General features: G+C 40.0%; 14 protein-coding genes and 1 pseudogene. 9 read left to right on the forward strand and 6 right to left on the reverse strand.

Features of this window, described 5'->3' with window-relative positions:
* A pseudogene (gene scm / locus ESP02_RS07645) lies at window positions 1-1015 on the reverse strand (collagen-binding MSCRAMM adhesin Scm); the annotation flags it as partial.
* Window positions 1016-1301: 286 nt separating this feature from the next.
* On the opposite strand from scm, the gene ESP02_RS07650 reads away from it, so the two are divergent.
* Window positions 1302-1826 (forward strand): DinB family protein, encoded by a 525-nt coding sequence (locus tag ESP02_RS07650; RefSeq protein WP_002289384.1) that lies wholly within the window; start codon window positions 1302-1304, stop codon window positions 1824-1826.
* A 316-nt stretch (window positions 1827-2142) separates the two neighbouring features.
* Here ESP02_RS07650 and ESP02_RS07655 read toward each other — a convergent pair whose 3' ends face one another.
* The 4 genes from ESP02_RS07655 to ESP02_RS07675 all read right to left on the reverse strand — a co-directional run bounded on the left by ESP02_RS07655 (window position 2143) and on the right by ESP02_RS07675 (window position 5962).
* Window positions 2143-3111 carry a biotin--[acetyl-CoA-carboxylase] ligase gene (locus tag ESP02_RS07655; protein ID WP_002297289.1) on the reverse strand — a complete coding sequence of 323 codons (969 nt, stop codon included), beginning with the start codon at window positions 3109-3111 and terminating at the stop codon, window positions 2143-2145.
* A 156-nt stretch (window positions 3112-3267) separates the two neighbouring features.
* On the reverse strand, window positions 3268-4074 hold the full coding sequence (locus tag ESP02_RS07665; RefSeq protein ID WP_002289388.1) for an ABC transporter ATP-binding protein: 807 nt from the start codon (window positions 4072-4074) through the stop codon (window positions 3268-3270).
* Complete coding sequence (locus ESP02_RS07670) at window positions 4071-4976, reverse strand: ABC transporter permease (protein WP_002373857.1); 906 nt, start codon at window positions 4974-4976, stop codon at window positions 4071-4073. Before ESP02_RS07670 ends, ESP02_RS07665 begins: the two co-directional genes overlap by 4 nt.
* 17 nt (window positions 4977-4993) lie before the next feature.
* Window positions 4994-5962 (reverse strand): ABC transporter substrate-binding protein, encoded by a 969-nt coding sequence (locus ESP02_RS07675; protein ID WP_002289394.1) that lies wholly within the window; start codon window positions 5960-5962, stop codon window positions 4994-4996.
* Between the two features lie 727 nt (window positions 5963-6689).
* Between ESP02_RS07675 and rpoB the strand changes: the two genes are divergently transcribed.
* Both rpoB and rpoC read left to right on the forward strand, forming a co-directional pair.
* The gene (gene rpoB, locus ESP02_RS07685; RefSeq protein ID WP_002295964.1) at window positions 6690-10307 is read left to right on the forward strand and encodes a DNA-directed RNA polymerase subunit beta; all 3618 of its coding nucleotides are present in this window, start codon (window positions 6690-6692) and stop codon (window positions 10305-10307) included.
* A gap of 78 nt (window positions 10308-10385) precedes the next feature.
* On the forward strand, window positions 10386-14039 hold the full coding sequence (gene rpoC / locus ESP02_RS07690) for a DNA-directed RNA polymerase subunit beta' (protein WP_002295965.1): 3654 nt from the start codon (window positions 10386-10388) through the stop codon (window positions 14037-14039).
* A gap of 597 nt (window positions 14040-14636) precedes the next feature.
* Here the strand turns inward: rpoC and ESP02_RS07695 are convergent.
* A complete protein-coding gene (locus tag ESP02_RS07695; protein ID WP_002300082.1) occupies window positions 14637-15662 on the reverse strand; it encodes a LacI family DNA-binding transcriptional regulator in 1026 nt (341 codons plus the stop codon).
* Window positions 15663-15936: 274 nt separating this feature from the next.
* On the opposite strand from ESP02_RS07695, the gene ESP02_RS07700 reads away from it, so the two are divergent.
* The 6 genes from ESP02_RS07700 to ESP02_RS07725 all read left to right on the forward strand — a co-directional run bounded on the left by ESP02_RS07700 (window position 15937) and on the right by ESP02_RS07725 (window position 22613).
* A complete protein-coding gene (locus ESP02_RS07700) occupies window positions 15937-17622 on the forward strand; it encodes an alpha-amylase family glycosyl hydrolase (RefSeq protein ID WP_038399175.1) in 1686 nt (561 codons plus the stop codon).
* A gap of 12 nt (window positions 17623-17634) precedes the next feature.
* On the forward strand, window positions 17635-18918 hold the full coding sequence (locus ESP02_RS07705) for an ABC transporter substrate-binding protein (RefSeq protein ID WP_002288135.1): 1284 nt from the start codon (window positions 17635-17637) through the stop codon (window positions 18916-18918).
* 69 nt (window positions 18919-18987) lie between these two features.
* Complete coding sequence (locus ESP02_RS07710) at window positions 18988-19857, forward strand: carbohydrate ABC transporter permease (protein WP_002302347.1); 870 nt, start codon at window positions 18988-18990, stop codon at window positions 19855-19857.
* Complete coding sequence (locus ESP02_RS07715) at window positions 19854-20690, forward strand: carbohydrate ABC transporter permease (RefSeq protein WP_038399172.1); 837 nt, start codon at window positions 19854-19856, stop codon at window positions 20688-20690. The genes ESP02_RS07710 and ESP02_RS07715 overlap by 4 nt, the downstream gene beginning before the upstream one ends.
* Before the next feature lie 25 nt (window positions 20691-20715).
* Window positions 20716-21783, forward strand: coding sequence for a zinc-binding alcohol dehydrogenase (locus ESP02_RS07720; protein ID WP_038399170.1), 1068 nt, complete (start codon window positions 20716-20718; stop codon window positions 21781-21783).
* A complete protein-coding gene (locus ESP02_RS07725; protein ID WP_038399169.1) occupies window positions 21780-22613 on the forward strand; it encodes a sugar phosphate isomerase/epimerase in 834 nt (277 codons plus the stop codon). The genes ESP02_RS07720 and ESP02_RS07725 overlap by 4 nt, the downstream gene beginning before the upstream one ends.
* The last annotated feature ends 12 nt before the right edge of the window (window positions 22614-22625 follow it).

The following is a 22625-nucleotide window of genomic DNA, read 5'->3' on the forward strand; positions in this document are numbered from 1 at the left end:
TGTCTGTCGTATCTGTACCATTGTCGCTGATAAATATTTCGTTAGGATCCCAACGATTGGTAGCTGCATCTAAAATCACATTTGTTCCTATAATCGTTCCGTCTTGGTTTTAAGTAATGCGGATAGTAGCATTAGGCGCAAGGATTGTTCCTTGAAAAGGAGCACTGATTGTCAAATCAGTCATCTCATTTCCAAAATTCCAAGAGATATTCGCATCCGAAAAATCTTCTGTTTCATGATTTGAACGATCATTGTATTTGATTGGTGACTGTACGTTCAATGCAGAAGAACTGTTGATGACATTAAATACAACTACTTGATCATTTGGATTAATGATTTGAAGTGGCGTATTCATCGTTAACACTTCTGCATCGATATTTACCAATAAAAACCCGGTATCTGATAAATCAGTTAAATCGATTGTCCGATTGTTCATGTCTGGAAAATCTGCAGCAGTATATGTTTTAGCTGGAGTGATCGTTGCAAGATCATTTGCTGCTACATTCAATTTAGCAAATTCCTGCTCGAAATCAATATATTCATGCCCAGCACGATCTTTATAAAAATCATCTGGAGTTAAGTGATCAAGCCTGGATCCATTGACTGTAGGATGACCATCTTGAAGTGCTACATCCACGTTACTGCCAACGACAAATTTATTCATTCTTGTGCTACCTGTAGGTATGCCTGAAGAATTAGCGAAAGAATCAGTTTTTTGTATATAATTTATTTCTTGGTTCAATAAACCTTCATGAAGCTCTGTACCAAAATTATTTTTTGCATCAAGTTCATGTGTTGCTATATTTCCGTCTGTATGTGCATTCACAGTTGTCTTATTTTTAGCAAATACGTGGAATTGACTAGCAATTCCTAACAAGCCATAGTTACCAGTTAGATCATTATAAATATTCCCAGGGTCTTTAGGAATGTATGTTTCCGCTGAAACGGCCACACCATACGAAAAGATATTGAACAACAAAGCAACTAGGACTAGTAAACTTGCCCTTTTTTTCATTTTTCCCCTTCCTTTCCTTTCAAACATTTTCCTATTATACTCTTTTTCTCCTAGTCTTAAACTGTTCGTTTGAAAAATCATTGTTTATTTAAAGAATATTAATGAAACGTTCATATTGTTGCTTCTTGTTCAATTGATAGTTCGACACTATCTTTTTCTTTCAATCTCCAAACTATTGATGATGGTGACTGTTAAAGTGTAAAAAATAAGGGTGTGTAGTAACATATAAGTAGGTATCCTAGAATTAGGAAAAAGTAAGTAGGATAAATAAAAAGGAGGAAAATAAATGGATTATTTAGATATGCTATGCGAGAGTGTGGATCGGGCATACGATCGGTTTGAACGTTTGTTTGAAGGCGTCTCTATTGAGGAGGCCAATCGTTTTCCAGTGGAAGATAGAGCCCCGCAGATCAAATCAATGACTTGGCTGGCTTGGCATACCGCTCGAGAATTAGATTTCCAGATTGCTGATTTAGCAGGAACTTCTCCAATTTGGCATAGTCAAGACTGGGAAAGCCGGTTTCCGATGACGATAGCAGATAACGAACAAGATTGGAAGCATAGTCTGGAACAAGCAAAGCAGATCCAAGCTAATCAAATAGAAGATCTGCTAGGATACTTGCGAGGAGCTGCTGATTTTGCTATTTCTTACTTAAGAAGGCTGGAACCTTCCGAGCTAGATGAAGTAATTGACGAGAACTGGACACCACCAGTCACACGAGGAATGCGTCTCGTTTCTATTATTGATGATGCTGCTATGCACTCTGGTCAGGTGATCTATGCGAGACGTTTGTTGGGATTAAGAGATTAAGGCACTAGCTAAAAAAGAACTTACGGCAAAATAAGTCGCAAGTTCTTTTTTGTTTTTATCGTTACCCATGGTCTATCTATAAGATTGAAAAAGGAAGCGGCCTGCTATCTCTTTTGATCGTGTAAACTGATGACTCTCTTGTTTTTTGCATTGATTCATTTAAAGAAAGTGTACCATGCTTTATAGATATTTTTAGAATACCTTTTTCTAGAGGATAGAGAAACTGTCAGCTGATAGAATAAGGAGAGTCTTTTGAAGAGAATTCAGAAAAAAGGACACTGTATGAGATCAGGTGTCCTTTTGTGAAATCTGATAATTATTGCGTACGGATAGATGTGAGACTGATTTCGCCAGAAGACAAACTCATCTTCTGTTCATTTGTTTGGACGATCAGTTCGCCATGATCACCGATTTCTTTTGCAAGACCGACATAAGTCGTTCCTTTTTGATTGAACGACACGGTTTTTCCCAATACGAATGATTTTTCTTTATAGAAGTCCAACGCTTTTTCTGGGTGAGAAAGATAAGTGAACAATTCTTGCCAGATTTTGCTGATTAGCTGATTCCTTGTGACACTAGCTTGTCCGTCGGGAAAGACAGAGATGGCTTTTTCTTGGAGATCAGCTGGAAAATGATTTTGAGGAACAGAAAAATTAAGCCCGATCCCAATGATGATATGACTGATCCTGCCGCTTTCCATATCACTGACTGCTTCAGATAAAATCCCACAGACTTTTTTTCCATCCATGTAGATATCATTGACCCATTTGATCGAAGCAGAACGACCGGTTACAGATTCAATGGCTTTCACACAGGCACTGGCTGCGATGATCGTATATTGAGGCAATTCATCAAACCGTTTGTCTGGATGGAGCAAGAGACTCATGTAGATTCCTCGTCCAGGTTCAGCGAAAAAAGGCCGTCCAAAACGTCCACGAGCTTGTTCTTGTGTATCAGCAACAAATAACTTCGAAACAGAATCTCCTTGAGCTGCTGCCAGTTTGGCATCTTTCATCGTAGATTCAGAAGTCAACATCGTTTGTACTTTCAAATCAGGAATAAACGACCGTAGCTCTTGCTGGATTTCTTTTGCATCTAGTACGTCAGAGGGCAGGTAACGATACCCTGTAGGCCCGTGCTCAAAACGATAGCCTGCCTTTTCCAATTCTTTGATGGCTTTCCAAATACTTGTCCGGGAAACTTCCAGTTGCTGTGCCAACTTTTCTCCGGAAAGAAAATCTGGTGTCTTTTTCAATAATTGAAGTACCTTGTCTTTCGTTGTCATGGCATCAAGCTCCTTTCCCATCCATTCTATCAGGAAGAAGGAGAGAACAAAATAGTTTTCGAAGAAACAACGGTTGATACATAAAGCAAAAACGAAAGAAGGAAAGAGAAAAAAGAAGAGGGTGGGCGTTCATTTTTTGTCCCATCCTCTTTCTGATTATGAAGATAAAAGTACTTGATCGTCTTTTAATGCCGTGCCGCTGTTTTGTTTGAACAACGCTAATAATTGGGGCACTGTGAGCTGCTGTTTTTCCTCTTGCTGGATATCTACGACGATCCTTCCTTGATGCAGCATGATCAGTCGACTCCCATAGCGGATCGCGTCTTCCATGTCATGAGTGACCATAAAAGCAGTGAGATTCTGCTCAGTGATCAGCTTTTCTGTCAATTCCATCACCGTTTTGGAAGTAGCAGGGTCAAGCGCTGCAGTGTGTTCATCTAATAAGATCAGTTCTGGACGCTGTAATGTGGCCATCAATAACGTAATAGCTTGACGTTGTCCTCCAGACAGCAAACCGATTTCTGAGGATAAACGATTTTCCAACCCCAAATTTAGCCGAACCAGCTGGTCTTTGAAAAATGTTCGGTCTTGTGGTTTGACACCACGGAAGAAGCCGCGTTTTTTTCCTCGTTTCATAGCAAGAGCAAGATTTTCTTCTACCGTTAAACGAACGGCTGTCCCTAGTTTAGGATCTTGGAATACGCGACTGATGGATTTCGAACGTTCGACAACAGATTTTTTCGTGATATTTTTTCCATTCAATAAAATTTGACCCTGATCGACAGAAAATGTACCGGCGATGCTGTTCAGCAAAGTAGATTTACCAGCCCCATTTCCACCGATGATCGTCACGAAGTCGCCGGGATCTAAGGAAAGATTAATGCCTTTCAGGACATGATTTTCGTTGATCGTTCCTTTTTCAAAGGTATGATGGAGATTTTCCAATGTTAAGACGTCATTCATTTGACACTACCGCCTTTCTTTTTTTGAGGTAAATGGAATTTTTGCTGGATCTGCGGGAAAAAAAGACAGATCACTAGCACGAAAGCAGAAGCAAGTTTCGAATCACTTGGTTCAACATTCAGTTCGAAGACTAACGCTAAAATAAAACGATAAATGACCGCACCTAAAACGACAGTCAAGAGACGGAGAAATAGTGGCTGGTTACGTAACAAAACTTCTGCGATGATAATAGAAGCAAGTCCAATTACGATCGTTCCAATACCAGAATTTAAATCAGCAAAGCCGTTGTTTTGCGCAAGCAAGGAGCCAGAAAGAGCAATGCATCCATTAGAAATCATATAACCGATGATCTTCATATTATCTGTGTTGATCCCGTTTGCTTCGCTCATTGCCAGATTATCGCCAGTTGCACGAATAGCAAGTCCTGTTTCTGTACGTAAGAACAAAACAAGTAAACATACAACGATCAAAGCAAAAAGCAGACCGACGATCAGTACAGCGTTGTCTTTTGTTATGCCGAATGACTCGACCCAATGAAAGATCGTTGGCTGACCCAATAAAGAGATGTTCGGCGCACCCATCACACGGGATGTGACAGAATATAAACCAGTCATGGTGATGATCCCTGCAAGAAGGGCGGGAATTTTCAATTTTGTGTGAAGCAGTCCGGAAACAAGCCCTGCTGCCGCACCCCCTAAAAAGCCTAGAAGACAAGCTGTCAATGGATGATAGCCATTTGTAATACTTACTGCCGCGATCCCTGCACCTAAAGGAAAGCTTCCTTCAGCAGTCAAGTCGGCAATGTCCAAGATACGGAAAGTGACGTATACACCAATCGCAAGTAGGGCCCATAAGACCCCTTGCGATGCAGATGATAAGAAAAGAGAGAGCAAATTTGTCATGAGAATCCTCCTGTGTTTTATTCAGCTTCTTTGATGCTGTCTGGATTGATGCCTAATGCTTTGGCCATGTCTTTATTGACATACAGTTCCAAATCATTCGCTGTTTCGACAGGAAGTTCACTTGGATTCTTGCCGTCTAAGATTTTTGCTGCCATGATCCCTGTTTGTTTGCCCAAGCTTTCGTAGTCGATTCCTACTGTTGCTAGACCGCCGTCTTTGACTTGATCAACTGCGCCAGCAACGACAGGTGTTTTTGTTTCTTTTGCGACTTCACCGACAACACTTGCCGCACTTGCGAACGTGTTATCAGTAGGAATATAGATTCCATCTACATCTTTAGCTAGACTTTTCGTCACTTGTTGGACATCATTTGTGGAATTTGCTGTCAGTACTTTGACTTTGACGCCCGCTTTTTTCAATTCTTTTTCTGCCAAATCAGCTTGGATCTTAGAGTTTGCTTCACCGTTGTTATACATGATGCCGATTGTTTTGGCGTCTGGCACGATATTTAACAGTAAGCCGATTTGTTTTTCGATTGGCACCATATCTGTCGTGCCAGTCACATTGCCGCCAGGTTTTTCATTGGATGTGACTAAATGGGCTTGTTCCAAGTCTGTGACCGCTGTGACAGTCATCGGGATAGTGGTTGTTTCATTTAATAAAGATTGTGCTGCTGGAGTGGCGATTCCAAGTAGCAAATCAGGATCTTCTTTGACGAGTTTCTCACTCATACTTTTCAGGTTGTCTTGATTGTTTTGGGCATTTTGATAATCGATTGTTAGATTATCGCCTTCTTTATACCCTTCTTCTGCTAATCCTTCTTTGAATCCTTTATAGGCAGCATCTAACGAGTTATGTTGTACAAGTTGCAATACGCCAATTGTTTTTTGTCCATCTGATGCCTCTGCGGAATTGTCTTTTTGTGCGCAACCTCCTAAAGCTAGTAGCAGGGCAGCGCCTAATCCGATGATTATATTTTTTTTCATTTCTTTTTCCTCCTTAATTTTGGGAAACAAAAAATCCATTCAGACAAAATGTCCAAATGGATTGAAAAGTCGGAAAATAAATTGAAAAAGTAGAATGCTTGATACTTTTACTTTGTATTTTCACTGCTCAGCCACTTAGCATTTTGTCTACGTGGCTTTTTGCTGCAATACAAAGTTCTTTAGCCATCATAGATACAAACTGTCGTTTAACGTTTGTATCCATCATGATGAATACAAACCTATCTAAAGTAGCTAAAGTAAAAGTTATTCAGTTGTGTTGGTGCGATTTGGTTGATGTTGGTTCGCATAGAAGTTCCTCCACAAAATGAATTTTCTAAAGTATAACCGAGATAAAAAGGTCTGTCAATTAAGAATTGTCAGATAATTGAAAACATAAAATTGAAAACATTAAGAAAATGTTGCGAAAAAGCAGAAGAAACGCCAGGAAGTGTTGACTTTTATAGAAAATAAGTGTAGTATATGAAGTTGCAAAAACTATCTGATGAAGAAAAGGCAGAAACGAAATATTGTCCGTTTCGGCTTTAATATAAGGAAACAAAAGTAGAAGCTCACGAAGTAAGGTTTCAAGAGAATGTTCTATTTTTGGTTTTTTTTTGCCTAAAAGCCGCAAAAAATGTCTGTTGTTACCTAAAAATAATATTTGAAATATTATTGTAACAATTGATCGGGTAGTCTTTTTGAATGACATTTTAGAGGGGTGAAGAGCTTGGCTGGACACGTAGTAAAATACGGAAAACATCGCGAACGTAGAAGTTTCGCAAGAATCAGTGAAGTGTTGGAATTACCAAATTTGATCGAAATTCAAACAGACTCTTACCAATGGTTCTTAGATGAGGGACTTAGAGAAATGTTTGAAGACATTTTGCCAATCGATGACTTCAATGGCAATCTATCTTTGGAATTTGTAGATTATGAATTGAAAGAACCAAAGTATACAGTAGCAGAAGCTCGTGCGCATGATGCAAACTACTCTGCACCATTACATGTAACATTGCGTTTGACAAACCGCGAGACTGGCGAAATCAAAGCACAAGAAGTATTCTTCGGTGATTTCCCATTAATGACAGAACAAGGAACATTCATCATCAACGGGGCAGAGCGAGTAATCGTTTCTCAGTTAGTCCGTTCACCAGGTGTCTATTTCCATGGAAAAGTCGACAAAAACGGAAAAGAAGGATTCGGTTCTACTGTTATCCCTAACCGTGGAGCTTGGCTAGAAATGGAAACTGATGCAAAAGACATCTCTTATGTACGTATCGACCGTACACGTAAGATTCCTTTAACCGTATTAGTTCGTGCGTTAGGATTTGGTTCCGATGATACGATCTTTGAAATCTTCGGCGACAGCGAAACATTACGCAATACAGTCGAAAAAGACTTGCATAAAAACGCAAGCGACTCAAGAACAGAAGAAGGTTTGAAAGACGTTTACGAACGTTTGCGTCCAGGCGAACCAAAAACAGCAGACAGCTCACGTAACTTGCTGAATGCTCGTTTCTTCGATCCAAAACGTTACGACTTAGCAAACGTTGGTCGTTACAAAGTAAACAAAAAATTAGATTTGAAAACACGTCTATTGAATCTGACATTAGCTGAAACATTAGTTGATCCAGAAACAGGCGAGATCATCGTTGAAAAAGGAACAGTTCTGACTCACCAAGTCATGGAAACACTAGCTCCTTTCATTGATAATGGCCTAAATTCAGTGACTTACTATCCATCAGAAGACGGTGTGGTCACAGATCCAATGACTGTCCAAGTCATCAAAGTATTTTCACCAAGAGACCCTGAACGTGAAGTAAACGTGATCGGAAACGGCTATCCAGAAGCAGCTGTAAAAACGGTTCGTCCAGCCGACATCATTGCTTCAATGAGCTATTTCTTGAACTTGATGGAAGGTATCGGCAATGTCGATGATATCGACCACTTAGGAAATCGTCGTATCCGTTCAGTCGGTGAACTTTTACAAAACCAATTCCGTATCGGGCTAGCACGTATGGAACGTGTGGTTCGTGAAAGAATGTCGATCCAAGATACTGAAACATTGACACCTCAACAATTGATCAATATCCGTCCAGTTGTGGCAAGTATCAAAGAATTCTTTGGTTCTTCTCAGTTGTCACAGTTCATGGATCAAACAAACCCTCTTGGCGAATTGACACACAAACGTCGTCTTTCAGCCTTAGGACCTGGCGGATTGACTCGTGACCGCGCCGGTTATGAAGTTCGTGACGTTCACTACTCCCACTATGGCCGTATGTGTCCGATCGAAACTCCTGAAGGCCCAAACATCGGGTTGATCAATAGTTTGTCCAGTTATGCGAAAGTAAATAAATTCGGATTTATCGAAACACCTTATCGTCGTGTAGACCGTGAAACAGGTCGTGTTACTGACCAAATCGACTACTTGACAGCTGATATCGAAGACCATTACATCGTAGCCCAAGCAAACAGCCCATTGAATGAAGATGGAACATTTGCTCAAGACGTTGTTATGGCTCGTGCTCAAAGTGAAAACTTAGAAGTATCTATTGATAAAGTAGACTACATGGACGTATCACCTAAACAAGTAGTTGCCGTTGCGACAGCATGTATTCCTTTCTTGGAAAACGATGACTCCAACCGTGCCTTGATGGGTGCCAACATGCAGCGTCAAGCAGTGCCGTTGATCAATCCTCAAGCACCATGGGTTGGTACTGGTATGGAATACAAATCAGCGCATGACTCAGGAGCTGCTTTGTTATGTAAACATGACGGTGTCGTTGAATACGTTGATGCTTCTGAAATCCGCGTACGCCGCGACAACGGTGCATTAGATAAATACGATGTAACAAAATTCCGTCGTTCAAACTCCGGAACAAGCTACAACCAACGTCCAATCGTTCATTTGGGTGAGAAAGTCGAAAAAGGGGATACTCTGGCAGACGGACCATCTATGGAACAAGGCGAAATGGCTCTAGGCCAAAACGTTTTAGTTGGTTTCATGACTTGGGAAGGGTACAACTATGAAGATGCGATCATCATGAGCCGTCGTTTGGTAAAAGATGACGTATACACTTCTATCCATATTGAAGAATATGAATCAGAAGCCCGCGATACAAAATTAGGACCTGAAGAAATCACACGCGAAATCCCTAATGTCGGGGAAGACGCATTAAAAGATTTAGACGAAATGGGTATCATCCGTATTGGTGCAGAAGTCCAAGATGGCGATTTGCTTGTAGGGAAAGTCACGCCAAAAGGGGTAACAGAATTATCTGCAGAAGAACGTCTATTGCATGCGATCTTTGGCGAAAAAGCTCGTGAAGTCCGCGATACATCATTACGTGTACCACATGGCGGCGGCGGTATCGTTCACGATGTGAAAATCTTTACTCGTGAAGCTGGAGATGAATTGTCACCAGGCGTAAACATGTTAGTTCGTGTTTATATCGTTCAAAAACGTAAAATCCATGAAGGGGATAAAATGGCCGGTCGTCACGGAAATAAAGGGGTTGTATCCCGTATTATGCCGGAAGAAGATATGCCATTCCTACCTGATGGAACACCAATCGATATCATGCTGAATCCTTTAGGGGTGCCTTCACGTATGAACATCGGGCAAGTATTGGAATTACACTTGGGTATGGCTGCACGTCAGTTAGGTATCCACGTAGCAACGCCAGTATTTGATGGTGCAAGTGATGAAGACGTATGGGAAACAGTTCGTGAAGCCGGTATGGCCAGCGATGCGAAAACTGTTCTGTACGACGGACGTACAGGTGAACCATTTGATGGACGTGTGTCTGTCGGTGTGATGTACATGATCAAACTTGCTCACATGGTCGATGACAAATTGCATGCACGTTCAATCGGACCTTACTCATTGGTTACACAACAACCATTGGGAGGTAAAGCTCAATTTGGTGGACAACGTTTTGGTGAAATGGAAGTATGGGCACTGGAAGCTTACGGTGCGGCTTATACTTTACAAGAAATCTTGACATACAAATCAGATGACGTAGTCGGACGTGTGAAAACATACGAAGCAATCGTCAAGGGTGAACCAATTCCAAAACCAGGTGTACCGGAATCATTCCGCGTATTGGTGAAAGAATTGCAATCACTAGGTCTGGACATGCGTGTCTTGGATATCGAAGAAACAGAGATCGAACTTCGCGACATGGACGATGAAGACGACGATTTGATCACTGTTGATGCTTTGACAAAATTTGCCGAACAGCAAACTGCCAAAGAATTAGAAAAGAAAGCTGCTGAACAAGTGGAAGATGAAAAAGACGATGTCATCCAAAACTTTGAAACCGCAGAAGATAATTTAGACTAATCCGGTCTATGAGCTGCAAGGCGGTCGAAGATCAGCCGTCTTGCGGTTTGCCATTAAATGAAATGGAGGGAACCCCTTTTGATCGATGTAAATAAATTCGAAAGTATGCAAATAGGTTTGGCTTCTCCCGAAAAAATCAGAAGCTGGTCTTACGGTGAAGTAAAAAAACCTGAGACGATTAACTATCGTACCTTAAAACCTGAACGCGAAGGGTTGTTCTGTGAGCGGATTTTTGGTCCTACAAAAGACTGGGAATGTGCCTGCGGAAAATACAAACGTATCCGTTATAAAGGAATCGTTTGTGATCGATGCGGAGTGGAAGTTACTCGTTCGAAAGTTCGCCGTGAACGCATGGGACATATTGAATTAGCAGCTCCTGTTTCACATATCTGGTACTTTAAAGGGATTCCTTCACGTATGGGTCTTGTATTAGACATGAGCCCACGCGCTTTGGAAGAAATCATTTATTTTGCTTCATATGTAGTCATCGAACCAGGAAATACGAATTTAGAGAAAAAACAATTGTTGACAGAACGCGAATATCGCGAAAAACGTGAACAATATGGACAAGAATTCCAAGCTGCTATGGGTGCAGAAGCGATCAAGCAATTACTTGATAATGTTGATCTAGATGCAGAAGCAGCCGAATTGAAAGAAGAATTGAAATCTGCACAAGGACAAAAACGTACACGTGCAATCCGCCGTTTGGATATTTTAGAAGCATTCCGCGCTTCAGGAAATCAACCAAGCTGGATGGTTATGGACGTTATCCCTGTTATTCCACCAGATTTACGCCCAATGGTTCAATTAGAAGGTGGACGTTTTGCAACAAGTGACTTGAATGATCTTTACCGTCGTGTAATCAACCGTAATAACCGTTTGAAACGTTTGTTAGACTTGAATGCACCTGGAATCATCGTTCAAAATGAAAAACGTATGCTGCAAGAAGCAGTAGATGCATTGATCGATAACGGTCGTCGCGGACGTCCAGTTACTGGACCAGGTAACCGCCCATTGAAATCTCTTTCTCATATGTTGAAAGGGAAACAAGGTCGTTTCCGTCAAAACTTGCTAGGTAAACGTGTCGACTACTCCGGTCGTTCCGTTATCGTTGTTGGACCTTTCTTGAAGATGTACCAATGTGGACTTCCAAAAGAAATGGCTATCGAATTATTCAAACCATTCGTGATGCGTGAGCTTGTTCAACGCGAACTAGCTTCAAACATCAAAAACGCTAAACGTAAAATCGAACGTCAAGAAGACGAAGTATGGGATGTCTTAGAAGACGTAATCAAGGAACACCCAGTATTGCTGAACCGGGCACCTACGCTTCACCGACTTGGTATCCAAGCATTCGAACCAGTTTTAGTACAAGGACGCGCAATCCGTTTGCATCCACTTGTATGTGAAGCTTATAATGCCGATTTCGATGGAGACCAAATGGCTGTCCACGTTCCATTGAATGAAGAAGCACAAGCAGAAGCACGTATGTTGATGTTAGCTGCTCAAAACATCTTGAACCCTAAAGATGGTAAACCAGTTGTTACTCCTTCTCAAGATATGGTTCTAGGTAACTACTACTTGACAATGGAAGAAGAAGGACGCGAAGGCGAAGGAATGGTCTTCAGAGATCAAAACGAAGCCGTTATCGCATGGCGCAACGGATATGTTCATTTACATTCACGTATCGGTGTGAACCCTAACTCATTAGGTGAAAAACCATTTACTGAATGGCAAAAAGAACGTACGATGATCACAACAGTTGGTAAGATCATCTTCAACGAGATCATGCCTCCTGAATTCCCTTATCTGAATGAACCAACAGACTTCAACTTGACCGTCCAAACACCGGACAAATACTTTGTTGAAGCTGGTACTGATATTCCTGCACATATCAAAGAGCAAGAATTAGTATTACCGTTCAAGAAGAAAAACTTAGGAAACATCATCGCAGAAGTCTTCAAACGATTCAAAGTAACAGAAACTTCTAAGATGCTTGACCGTATGAAAGACTTAGGGTATAAACATTCAACACATGCCGGTATCACAGTAGGGATCGCTGACATCAGTGTACTGAATGAAAAACAAGAAATCATTGAAAATGCCCATAAACAAGTTGAAACTATTACAAAACAATTCCGTCGTGGTCTGATTACAGATGACGAACGTTATGAACGTGTCATTGCTGTTTGGAACGCTGCAAAAGACAGCATCCAACAAAAACTGATGGAAGGTTTGGAAGCGAAAAACCCAATCTTCATGATGTCTGATTCTGGAGCTCGTGGGAACATTTCCAACTTTACACAGCTTGCCGGAATGCGTGGTTTGATGGCCGCTCCTAATGGTCGAATCATGGAATTGCCAATCATTTCGAACTTCCGTGAAGGACTATCCGTCTTGGAAATGTTTATCTCAACTCACGGGGCTCGTAAAGGGATGACCGATACAGCCTTGAAGACTGCCGATTCAGGTTACTTGACTCGTCGTCTGGTTGACGTGGCCCAAGATGTAATCATCCGTGAAGAAGATTGCGGTACTGACCGAGGTCTTGAAATCCAAGCAATCCGTGAAGGAAATGAAATCATCGAATCATTAGAAGATCGTTTAGTGGGACGTTACACTCGTAAAGAAGTACGTCATCCTGAAACAAATGAATTGATCATTGCAGGAAACCAATTGATTTCCGAAGACATCGCAAAACAAATCGTTGATGCAGGTGTCGAAACAGTGACAATCCGTTCTGTCTTCACATGTAATACAAAACATGGTGTCTGCAAACATTGTTACGGACGCAACCTTGCAACTGGCTCTGACGTTGAAGTCGGAGAAGCAGTTGGTACGATCGCCGCTCAATCAATCGGTGAACCTGGTACTCAGTTGACGATGCGTACATTCCATACGGGTGGGGTTGCCGGAGACGATATCACTCAAGGTCTTCCTCGTGTCCAAGAAATCTTTGAAGCACGTAATCCGAAAGGGCAAGCAGTGATCACAGAAGTAACAGGGGATGTCATCGATATCTCAGAAGATCCTGCAACACGTACCAAAGAAGTAACAATCAAAGGAAAAACAGATACACGTACGTATACTGTTCCTTATACAGCACGTATGAAAGTAGCAGAAGGCGATATGATCCACCGTGGTGCGCCATTGACAGAAGGATCAATCGATCCAAAACAATTGTTGCAAGTTCGCGATGTATTATCTGTTGAAAACTACTTGCTTCGTGAAGTACAACGTGTTTACCGTATGCAAGGGGTAGAAATCGGCGACAAGCATATCGAAGTAATGGTTCGTCAAATGCTGCGTAAAGTTCGTGTAATGGATCCAGGTGATACAGATATCTTACCAGGTACATTATTAGACATCGCAGACTTTAAAGATCAAAATTACAATACGCTAGTCTCAGGAGGCGTTCCTGCAACTTCTCGACCTGTCTTGCTAGGTATCACAAAAGCATCATTAGAAACAAATAGTTTCTTATCTGCTGCATCATTCCAAGAAACAACTCGTGTCTTGACGGATGCTGCGATCCGCGGTAAGAAAGATCCTCTTCTTGGTTTGAAAGAAAATGTTATTATCGGTAAGATCATCCCAGCTGGTACTGGTATGCAACGTTACCGTGACATGGAACCAAAAGAAGTCGGTGTAGCAAGCGAAAATGTCTACAGTATTTCAGATATTGAAGCACAAATGGCTGCAGAAGACGCAATGAACAATCAAACAAAATAGATATTTTACAAAAGAGGTTGTGACAAATTATTGTCACAACCTCTTTTTTTGTTTGTCTAAAATAATTTGTCTAACTAGAAGAAAAGTGGGAAAGGATCTTACAACATCGGTTCGTATCCCATTAAGGTATCGGAACGATCATCTTCCCAGAGAAGTCAATCAATAAAAATAAAGATAGATCATTTTTTGAATGCAAAATAAATTCATGGGAAGATAGAGCGGTTATTTTTAATATTTTGCTAGCTATTAGTGAATAGTTCCTCGAATACAACAAAACCAGTAGACATGTCTAGTTATTCTATTTATGTTTTAGAGATAAGTATCCCCAAATAACATGGATTGAAATAAGGGTAAATAAGTTTGAAAAAATGAACTTTAAAAACTTATACACAACGTGGCTGAAAAGACAACTTTTTCTTGCCTGTGGAAAAAATAGTTTAACACAAACATTATAGTTATCCACAGCTATCTAAAACAGATGGAAAATAAAGAAAAATCCGCTAAAATACCGGGAGGGGGTAATGGAGGATGAGTGATTGAAAAAAGAACAGAGTAACTGACTTATCCTCAGTGTTTCTGTTCTTTTATAAATCTGCCCTACATTTCTTGTTGTTGGATCGAATCTGTGAGAGTAATCTCGGTTGAAAGAATGATTCTTTTTTCTTCTGGGTATTGGTGATGGATCAATTGGAATAAAAGTTCTGTGGCTTTGATTCCTAACTGATTTGTTGGAATGTCTATCCGAGTCAGCTGTGGCGAAAATAGGGAGGACAATAAGGGATCACTGAATCCTGCGATCGAAAGATCATCAGGTATCTGCTTTCCAGTTTGTTCTGCCACTTTGTAAATACTCAATGATTTTAATGCATCGGTAGAAAAAATCGCAGTTGGTCTTTCTCGCAACTTCATTAAATCATTCATTGCTGCCATGCTGTCTTCTAAGCGAAAGCCGCCGTCTATGATCCATTCATTACGGATATCTAGGTGATGATCAAATAAGCATTGACGGTAACCATTGAGACGATCATTGGATACATAAACTTCTGTCGGAGCATGGAGACAGCCGATATGACGGTGTCCATTCTTGATCAGTGTTTCCACCAAATCGTAACTATCCTGGAAATTATCCGTGTCCACTGAGTAGATGTTCGTGTAGTCGTTTCCGACTTTTCCGATTACCACAATAGGAATATTGTATTGATCCAATTCAAAAAGAAGTGTTTCATCCATCGTAGAGCTTAAAATAATAATTCCTCGAATCATTTTTTCTTGGATCTTTTTCGCGCATTTTTCTAGCTCTTCTTCTGGTGTTTTTGCCGTTTGTAGAATCAAGTCGAAGTTATTTTGTTCAGAAACGGCAGAAATGGATTGAATAACATCTGAAAAAAAAGGATTGCCATAGGTCGTATGAGAAGTACGATGAGATAATGCTAGAATCGCGTCAAAACCATTTCCTGACAGTCCTCTTGCAATTTTGCTCGGTTCATAATTCAATTCTTTGATTGCTTGAAGTACACTTGCTTTTGCTTTATCAGAGATATTTGGCTGGTTATTTAATACTCTGGAGACAGTTGATTTGGAGACATTGGCTTTGTTCGCAATGTCATAAATAGTAGGTTTCAATTTTATATGCACCTCCTTTTTGGGAGCGTTTTAGAATAATTCCATAGTACAATAGACATTCTTTTTTGTCTATGATTTTGAAAATTTAGGAATAGCTTGCATGATCATGAGAGACCATATTTTTTTAAGAAGCTATTAACTATTGATACATAAGCTTTCTTATTTGTATTTTTTTGTATATCAAAATTATTTAAAAAAATGCTATTGACAGTAATCGTTTTCCATAATATGATCAAATCGTTGGGAACGCTCCCAAAAAAGAAAGGGGAATCCGATGTATACAAAACTTTTACAAGCGATTTATCGCGACTCAGATTTGGCTGAGAAAACCGCCTTTATGATTGAACAAAAAGTCAGTGATTATCAGCAGAAGAAAGGCCAGGCAGGCAAACTGCATTGGGACGAAGAAGATATTTTCTTGATTACTTATGGGGATCAATTTTTTGAAGAGCAGCAACCAACTTTGCGTACATTTAAGAAATTTTATCAAAAGTATTTGGCAGATACATTTAGAGTTGTACATTTCTTGCCATTTTTCCCATATACATCTGATGATGGTTTCTCCGTTGTAAATTATCAGGCAATCAACGACCGTTTGGGCACATGGGAAGATATAGAAGAAATGAGAAGCGAAACACGGTTAATGTTCGACTTTGTCTGCAATCATATGTCTGCCGAAAGTACTTGGTTTCAGGAATATTTAAACTTGAATGATACGTACAAAGATTTTTTTATTGATTTGCCACTGGATACAGATACAAGCAGCGTGACTAGACCAAGGACTAGTCCACTACTTACAACTTTCATCGACAAAAACGGGAAAGAAAAACATGTATGGACGACTTTTAGCGAAGATCAAGTAGATTTGAATTTTAAAAACCCAGAAGTTTTATTGAAAATGATCGATATTCTTTTGTTTTACCTAGAAAAAGGCGCTTCATTTATTCGTTTAGATGCTGTGGGGTTTTTATGGAAAGAACTAGGAACTTCTTGTATACACCTGCCAGAAACGCATAAGATTATTCAGTTATTCCGTGCAATCGTTGATGAAGCAGCTCCAGGAACGGTATTGATCACCGAGACAAATGTGCCACACAAAGATAATATTAGTTATTTTGGCGATGGCAGGAATGAAGCACAGATGGTCTATCAGTTTTCACTGCCACCTTTGACTCTTCACGCGATACGCTCGGGAAATACAAGTAAGTTGAAAGAATGGTTAGAAACAATCAATTTTACATCGGAAAAAACGACCTTTTTTAATTTTTTAGCTTCCCATGACGGAATCGGATTAAACCCGATAAGAGGTATTCTGCCGGAAAAAACGATCCTTGAATTAGTGGAACAGCTGAAGAAAGAGGGTGCCCGAGTAAACTACAAGAAAAACCCAGATGGAACGACCAGTCCATATGAGATAAACGCTACGTATCTAGATGCGTTAAGTTCTCCAACAGATACGACGGAATGGAGAAGCAAACGCTTTTTAGCAGCTCATTCATTTTTGGTAACGTTACCAGGCGTGCCGGCAATTTATATTCAAAGTGTGCTGGGAAGTCGAAATGATTACAAAGGCGTAGAAAAAACAGGAGAGAATCGAAAAATCAATCGGCAAAAATTTTTGTTAGCAGATATTGAGAAAGAGTTGCAGACAGATCCATTAAGAACAGCAGTATATGGTGAATTGACCCAGATGCTATCTATTCGAAAAAAAGAAAAAGCCTTCCATCCGAATAGTTTGATTTACTTACTGGACTCAGCAGATTCTTTTATCAGTTTTATTCGCGAAGCGAAGGAAGAGAAAGTCTTAGTTATCCATAATTTTTCCAATCAATCAGCAGGTTATCTTTTACCAAAAGGAGATTACCTAGACCTGTTTTCTGGACAAATTATCCATTGCAGTCAAGAACGAAAGTTGATATTCCAGCCGTATGAATATATGTGGCTGAAAATAATAAAATAAGAGGTGGAAAAAATGAAAAAAATTATTGTTACTACCTGTCTGCTAGCTACTGGATTTCTTCTTACTGCTTGTGGTGAAAGTCAAAGCTCTAACGAATCACAACAGACAACGATTCAATTCATGCACTCTTCTGTCGAACAGGAACGATTAAGTGTGATTAATGAACTGGTTGCTGATTTTGAAAAAGAAAATCCAGACATCAAAATCAAGCAAGTGCCGGTAGAAGAATCAGCGTTCAATACGAAAATCGTTACGTTAGCTCGTTCCGGTAAATTACCAGAAGTAATGGAAGTCAGTCAGGATTTTGCTAAAGTGATGGATAAAGATGAACTGATTGATCAGACGGCAGTCCAAAACGTTATCGAGGAAGCTGGAGAAGATAATTATTATGACGGAGCCAAAAACCTTGTTCGTTCAGAAGATGGAAAAAGCTATATTGCTGCACCAATTAGCGGCTGGGTTCAAGGTATTTGGTATGACAAAGAAAAATTATCAGAAGCTGGTTTTTCAGAACCAGAAAATTGGGATGATATTTTAAAAATTGCTCAACATTTCACAGATAAAGAGAATAAACAATATGGAATTGCTATGCCTACTGCTGAAGGAACAATGAGTGAGCAAGCGTTCTCTCAATTTGCTTTGTCAAATGGAGCAAATGTTTTGGATGATGAAGGCGAGGTAACGATCGATACGGAAAAGATGAGAGAAGCATTGTCGTTTTATCAAAACTTATCCCAATACACGATGCCAGGCTCTAATGATGTGACAGAAATCAAAGATGCTTTCATGAATGGAACAGCACCAATGGCAATCTATTCAACTTACATTTTGCCTTCTGTTTATGAAGCGGGGAACTCAGAAAATATCGGTTTTGCTATCCCAACACAAAAAGATCAAGCTGTCTATGGCACAGTATCTGGATTGACGATTTCTTCTGGTCTAGACGAGAAACAAAAAGAGGCTGCTGAAGCATTCACAGCTTTCTTATCTCAACCGAAAAACATGGAAAAGTGGGTCTTGATGTCTCCTGGTGGTGCTCAACCAGTGAATAAACAAGTAGTCGAACTGGATGGTTACAAAGAAAATGAAGTCATCAAGTCTTTTGGCGAGCTACCATCTGAGATTGCTAGTGCTTTTGATGAAGTACAAGTCTTTGGACTAGTCGGGGAAAAGAATTTCACGAAAATGGGAGATATCACAAGCTCAGGTGTGATCGGAAAAGCAGTGAACCAAGTAACTGTCGGAAACGAAGATGTCGATCAAGCTTTAGCTGACGCACAAAAAAATACGAAATAACAAGAAGTTCTGCCAATGGTGTTCGAAAAAATCAGATAGCTATTGGCAGATTATCAGGGGGAGGTTTCAATGAATCGTCCAAGGAAACATTCTGACTTAAAATTAGCCATGGGACTTTTAGCACCAAGCATGCTTTTATTAGCTGTTTTAGTGCTGATTCCAATGCTTTCCAATATTCAGATCAGTTTTTTCGATATGCCGCTGAATCCTAACTTAGACGCCGTTTTTATCGGATTAAGCAATTATCTTGAAATTTTAAGTGATAGTGAATTTTATCGTTCTTTAGGTTTAACAGTTGCTTACACATTCTTAGTTGTAGCAGGCAGTACAGCTTTAGGATTAGCCGTAGCTATTTTGCTTAACCGCAAGTTCAGATTTAGGAAAACGGTGCGTTCACTGATTTTATTAAGTTATGTTACGCCATCTATTTCTTTGATTTTTGCTTGGAAATATATGTTCAATAATAGTTATGGAATCGTCAATGATCTGTTAGTAGATAGGTTGCAGCTTTTCAACGAAGCACCGCTGTGGTTCGATCAGCCAGTTGCTAGCTTCTTTATGGTCGTTTTGTTTGCGATCTGGAGATACTATCCGTATGCGTTTATTTCATTTTTGGCTATTTTGCAAACAGTCGACAAAACGCTTTATGAAGCAGCTGAAATGGACGGTGCAAATGCTTGGCAGAAGTTCAAGATCGTGACACTGCCGGCAATCAAACCAGTACTAGCAACTGTGATTGTTTTACGATCTATCTGGATGTTCTATATGTTTACAGATGTCTATCTACTGACGAATAAAGTCAATATCTTAGGCGTTTATTTGTATCAGACAGCCTTTGCGTTCAATGATCTTGGAAAAGCAGCAGCTATATCGATTCTATTGTTCATCATTATTGCAGCGGTCGTCTTGCTCTCACGAAAGAAGGTGGACTTGAAATGAAAAATAAAAAGAGCAGGAAAATCTTATTTTACGCGACGATTTTGTTGCTATTAGCTGTCAATTTGTTTCCATTTTTGATCATGCTGATGACATCATTCAAGGATTCACAAGAAGCAATTGCAACGACACAAACTATTTTTCCGAAAGAATGGACTTTTGAACATTATCAGGATATTTTCAATGCTGAGATTTTTCCATTCATCATGTATTTCAAAAATAGTTTAGTGATCTCCTTGATAGCCTCCGTAACTGCAGTAGTGATTGGGATCAGCGGGGCATACGCTTTGTCAAAACTACGCTTCAAAGCTCGCTCGAAAATCAATGCTAGCTTTTACACCGTTTATATGTTTTCCGGTATTTTGATCGTTGTTCCATTATTTAAAATCATTTCCAGTCTAGGTTTGTATGATACCAATACAGCACTGATTATCACGATGGTCGTTCAAACACTTCCTACTGCGATATTCATGCTAAAAAGTTATTTTGACACGATTCCGGCTGATATTGAAGAAGCAGCAATGATCGATGGTCTTAGCCGGATCCAGATCATTATTCGGATCATTATACCATTGGCTATTTCTGGAATCATTTCTGTCTTCGTTTATTGTTTTATGGTTTCGTGGAATGATTATTTATTTGCTTCGATTTTCCTGTCGACCTCCGAAAAATTTACTTTACCAATCGGTTTGAACACATTATTCAGTACACCAGACTACATTTGGGGACGAATGATGGCCGCTTCATTGGTGACCGCTTTACCAGTCATCATTATGTATGCGTTATCTGAACGATTCATTAAAGGTGATTTAGTCGAAGGCGGCGTAAAAGGATAAAAAGAAAAGAAAGAGGAAAGAAAAGATGAAAAAATTAGTTGCATTAGAACCAAGAATAGCCGGATTCAAAGATTACGAAGACCGTGAGATCGAAAAGAACGAAGTACGTATCCGAGTAATTTTCGCTACTCCAAAACCAGGAACAGAAATTGTCGACTTTAGAGGATTAAGTCCATTTATCGATGAAGAATTTTCAGAAGAATGGCGCCTATTCTTGCCAAGAGAAGAAGGAAGCCAACGCGGTGTGGTATTTGGCGAATTTCAATTAGGAAATATGATTGTCGGTACGATCGAAGAAACGGGCAGTTTGGTGACAGAGTATCAAAAAGGAGAGTTAGTCTGCACTTATGGACCCATTCGTGAAACACTAATTACAAACGGTGTTGATAATTATAAACTACGTAAACTTGATCGGTTGGATCAATGGAAAAATGCAGTATGTTACGATCCTGCTCAATTCGCTTTAGGTGGTATCCGGGAAGCACATGTTCGAGCAGGTGATGCTGTAGCAATCTTCGGTTTAGGCGCTATCGGGCAAATTGCGATTCAATTAGCTAAAAAAGCAGGTGCTACTACCATTGTTGGGATCGATCCCATAGCGCAGCGTAGAGAATTAGCAGAAAAATACGGTGCCGATTACACGCTAGATCCTATGAAAGCAGATGTCGGTTTTCGTCTAAAGGAATTGACAGATAAACGTGGAGTAGATTCAGTTATTGAAACGAGTGGCAGTGCTGCCACATTACAAGCTTCTTTAAGAGGGATCGGCTATGGCGGGATCATTTCTTATGTTGCCTTTGCTAAACCTTTTCCAGCTGGGTTTAATCTTGGTCGCGAAGCACATTTCAATAATGCAAAAATCGTCTTTGCTCGAGCATCTAGTGAACCAAACCCAGATTACCCAAGATGGAACCGTAAACGAATCGAGGACACATGTTGGGAATTATTGATGAACGGTTACTTGGATTGTGAAGAAATCATTGATCCAGTTGTGCCATTTGCAGAAAGCGCAGAAGCTTACATGCGTTATGTAGACCAGCACCCAGAAGAAAGTATCAAAATGGGCGTTCAAGTCCGAGGAGGAGAACAATGAAATTCGGTACGCAAGATCAAGCATTTTTCCCAAGAGACATTTTAGAAAAATTTAGATTTATCAAAGACTGTGGATTTGAAGAATACGAAATCGACGGTAAGTTGTTAATAGAAAATATCGATACAGTCAAACAGGCAATCAAAGAAACAGGGATCCCAGTAGTGACAGCTTGTAACGGATACGATGGGTGGATCGGTGACTTCATCGAAGAACGGCGTCTTAATGGTGTACGTCAAATTGCTGAGATTTTGCGTGCACTAAGCGAGGTTGGTGGCAAAGGAATCGTTATCCCAGCAGCTTGGGGAATGTTCACTTATCGATTACCGCCGATGGTTTCACCCCGAAGCAAAGAAGGAGACTATAAAGCAGTCAGCGAATCACTTCGTTATTTAGATAAAGTAGCCGAAGAAACAGGTACGGTTATTTATTTGGAGCCTTTGAACCGATACCAAGACCATATGATCAATTTGTTAGCGGATGCGCGTCATTATATTGACTCTAATCAATTGAAACATGTGCAGATCATCGCTGATTTTTATCATATGAATATTGAAGAAGCTGATATTTCAAAAGCATTGACTACGCAAAAAGAGTATGTGGGTCATATCCATTTAGCAGATAATCATCGCTACCAACCAGGATCTGGCGCAATTGATTTTACTCGCCATTTTCAAACGCTACTTCAAAATGAGTATGAAGGTTATATGGTATATGAATGTCGTTTGCGAGGAGAAAATGAAGTGAAAATTTATCAGGAATCATTGCAATACTTGAAAAACTGTCTGGAAACAGCGCGTCATTTAAATGATTTAGAGAAAGAAAAACAATAAGTAAATAAGCAA

The organism is Enterococcus sp. NBRC 3427, from assembly GCF_007996925.1.
Classification (GTDB): Bacteria; Bacillota; Bacilli; order Lactobacillales; family Enterococcaceae; genus Enterococcus_B; species Enterococcus_B lactis.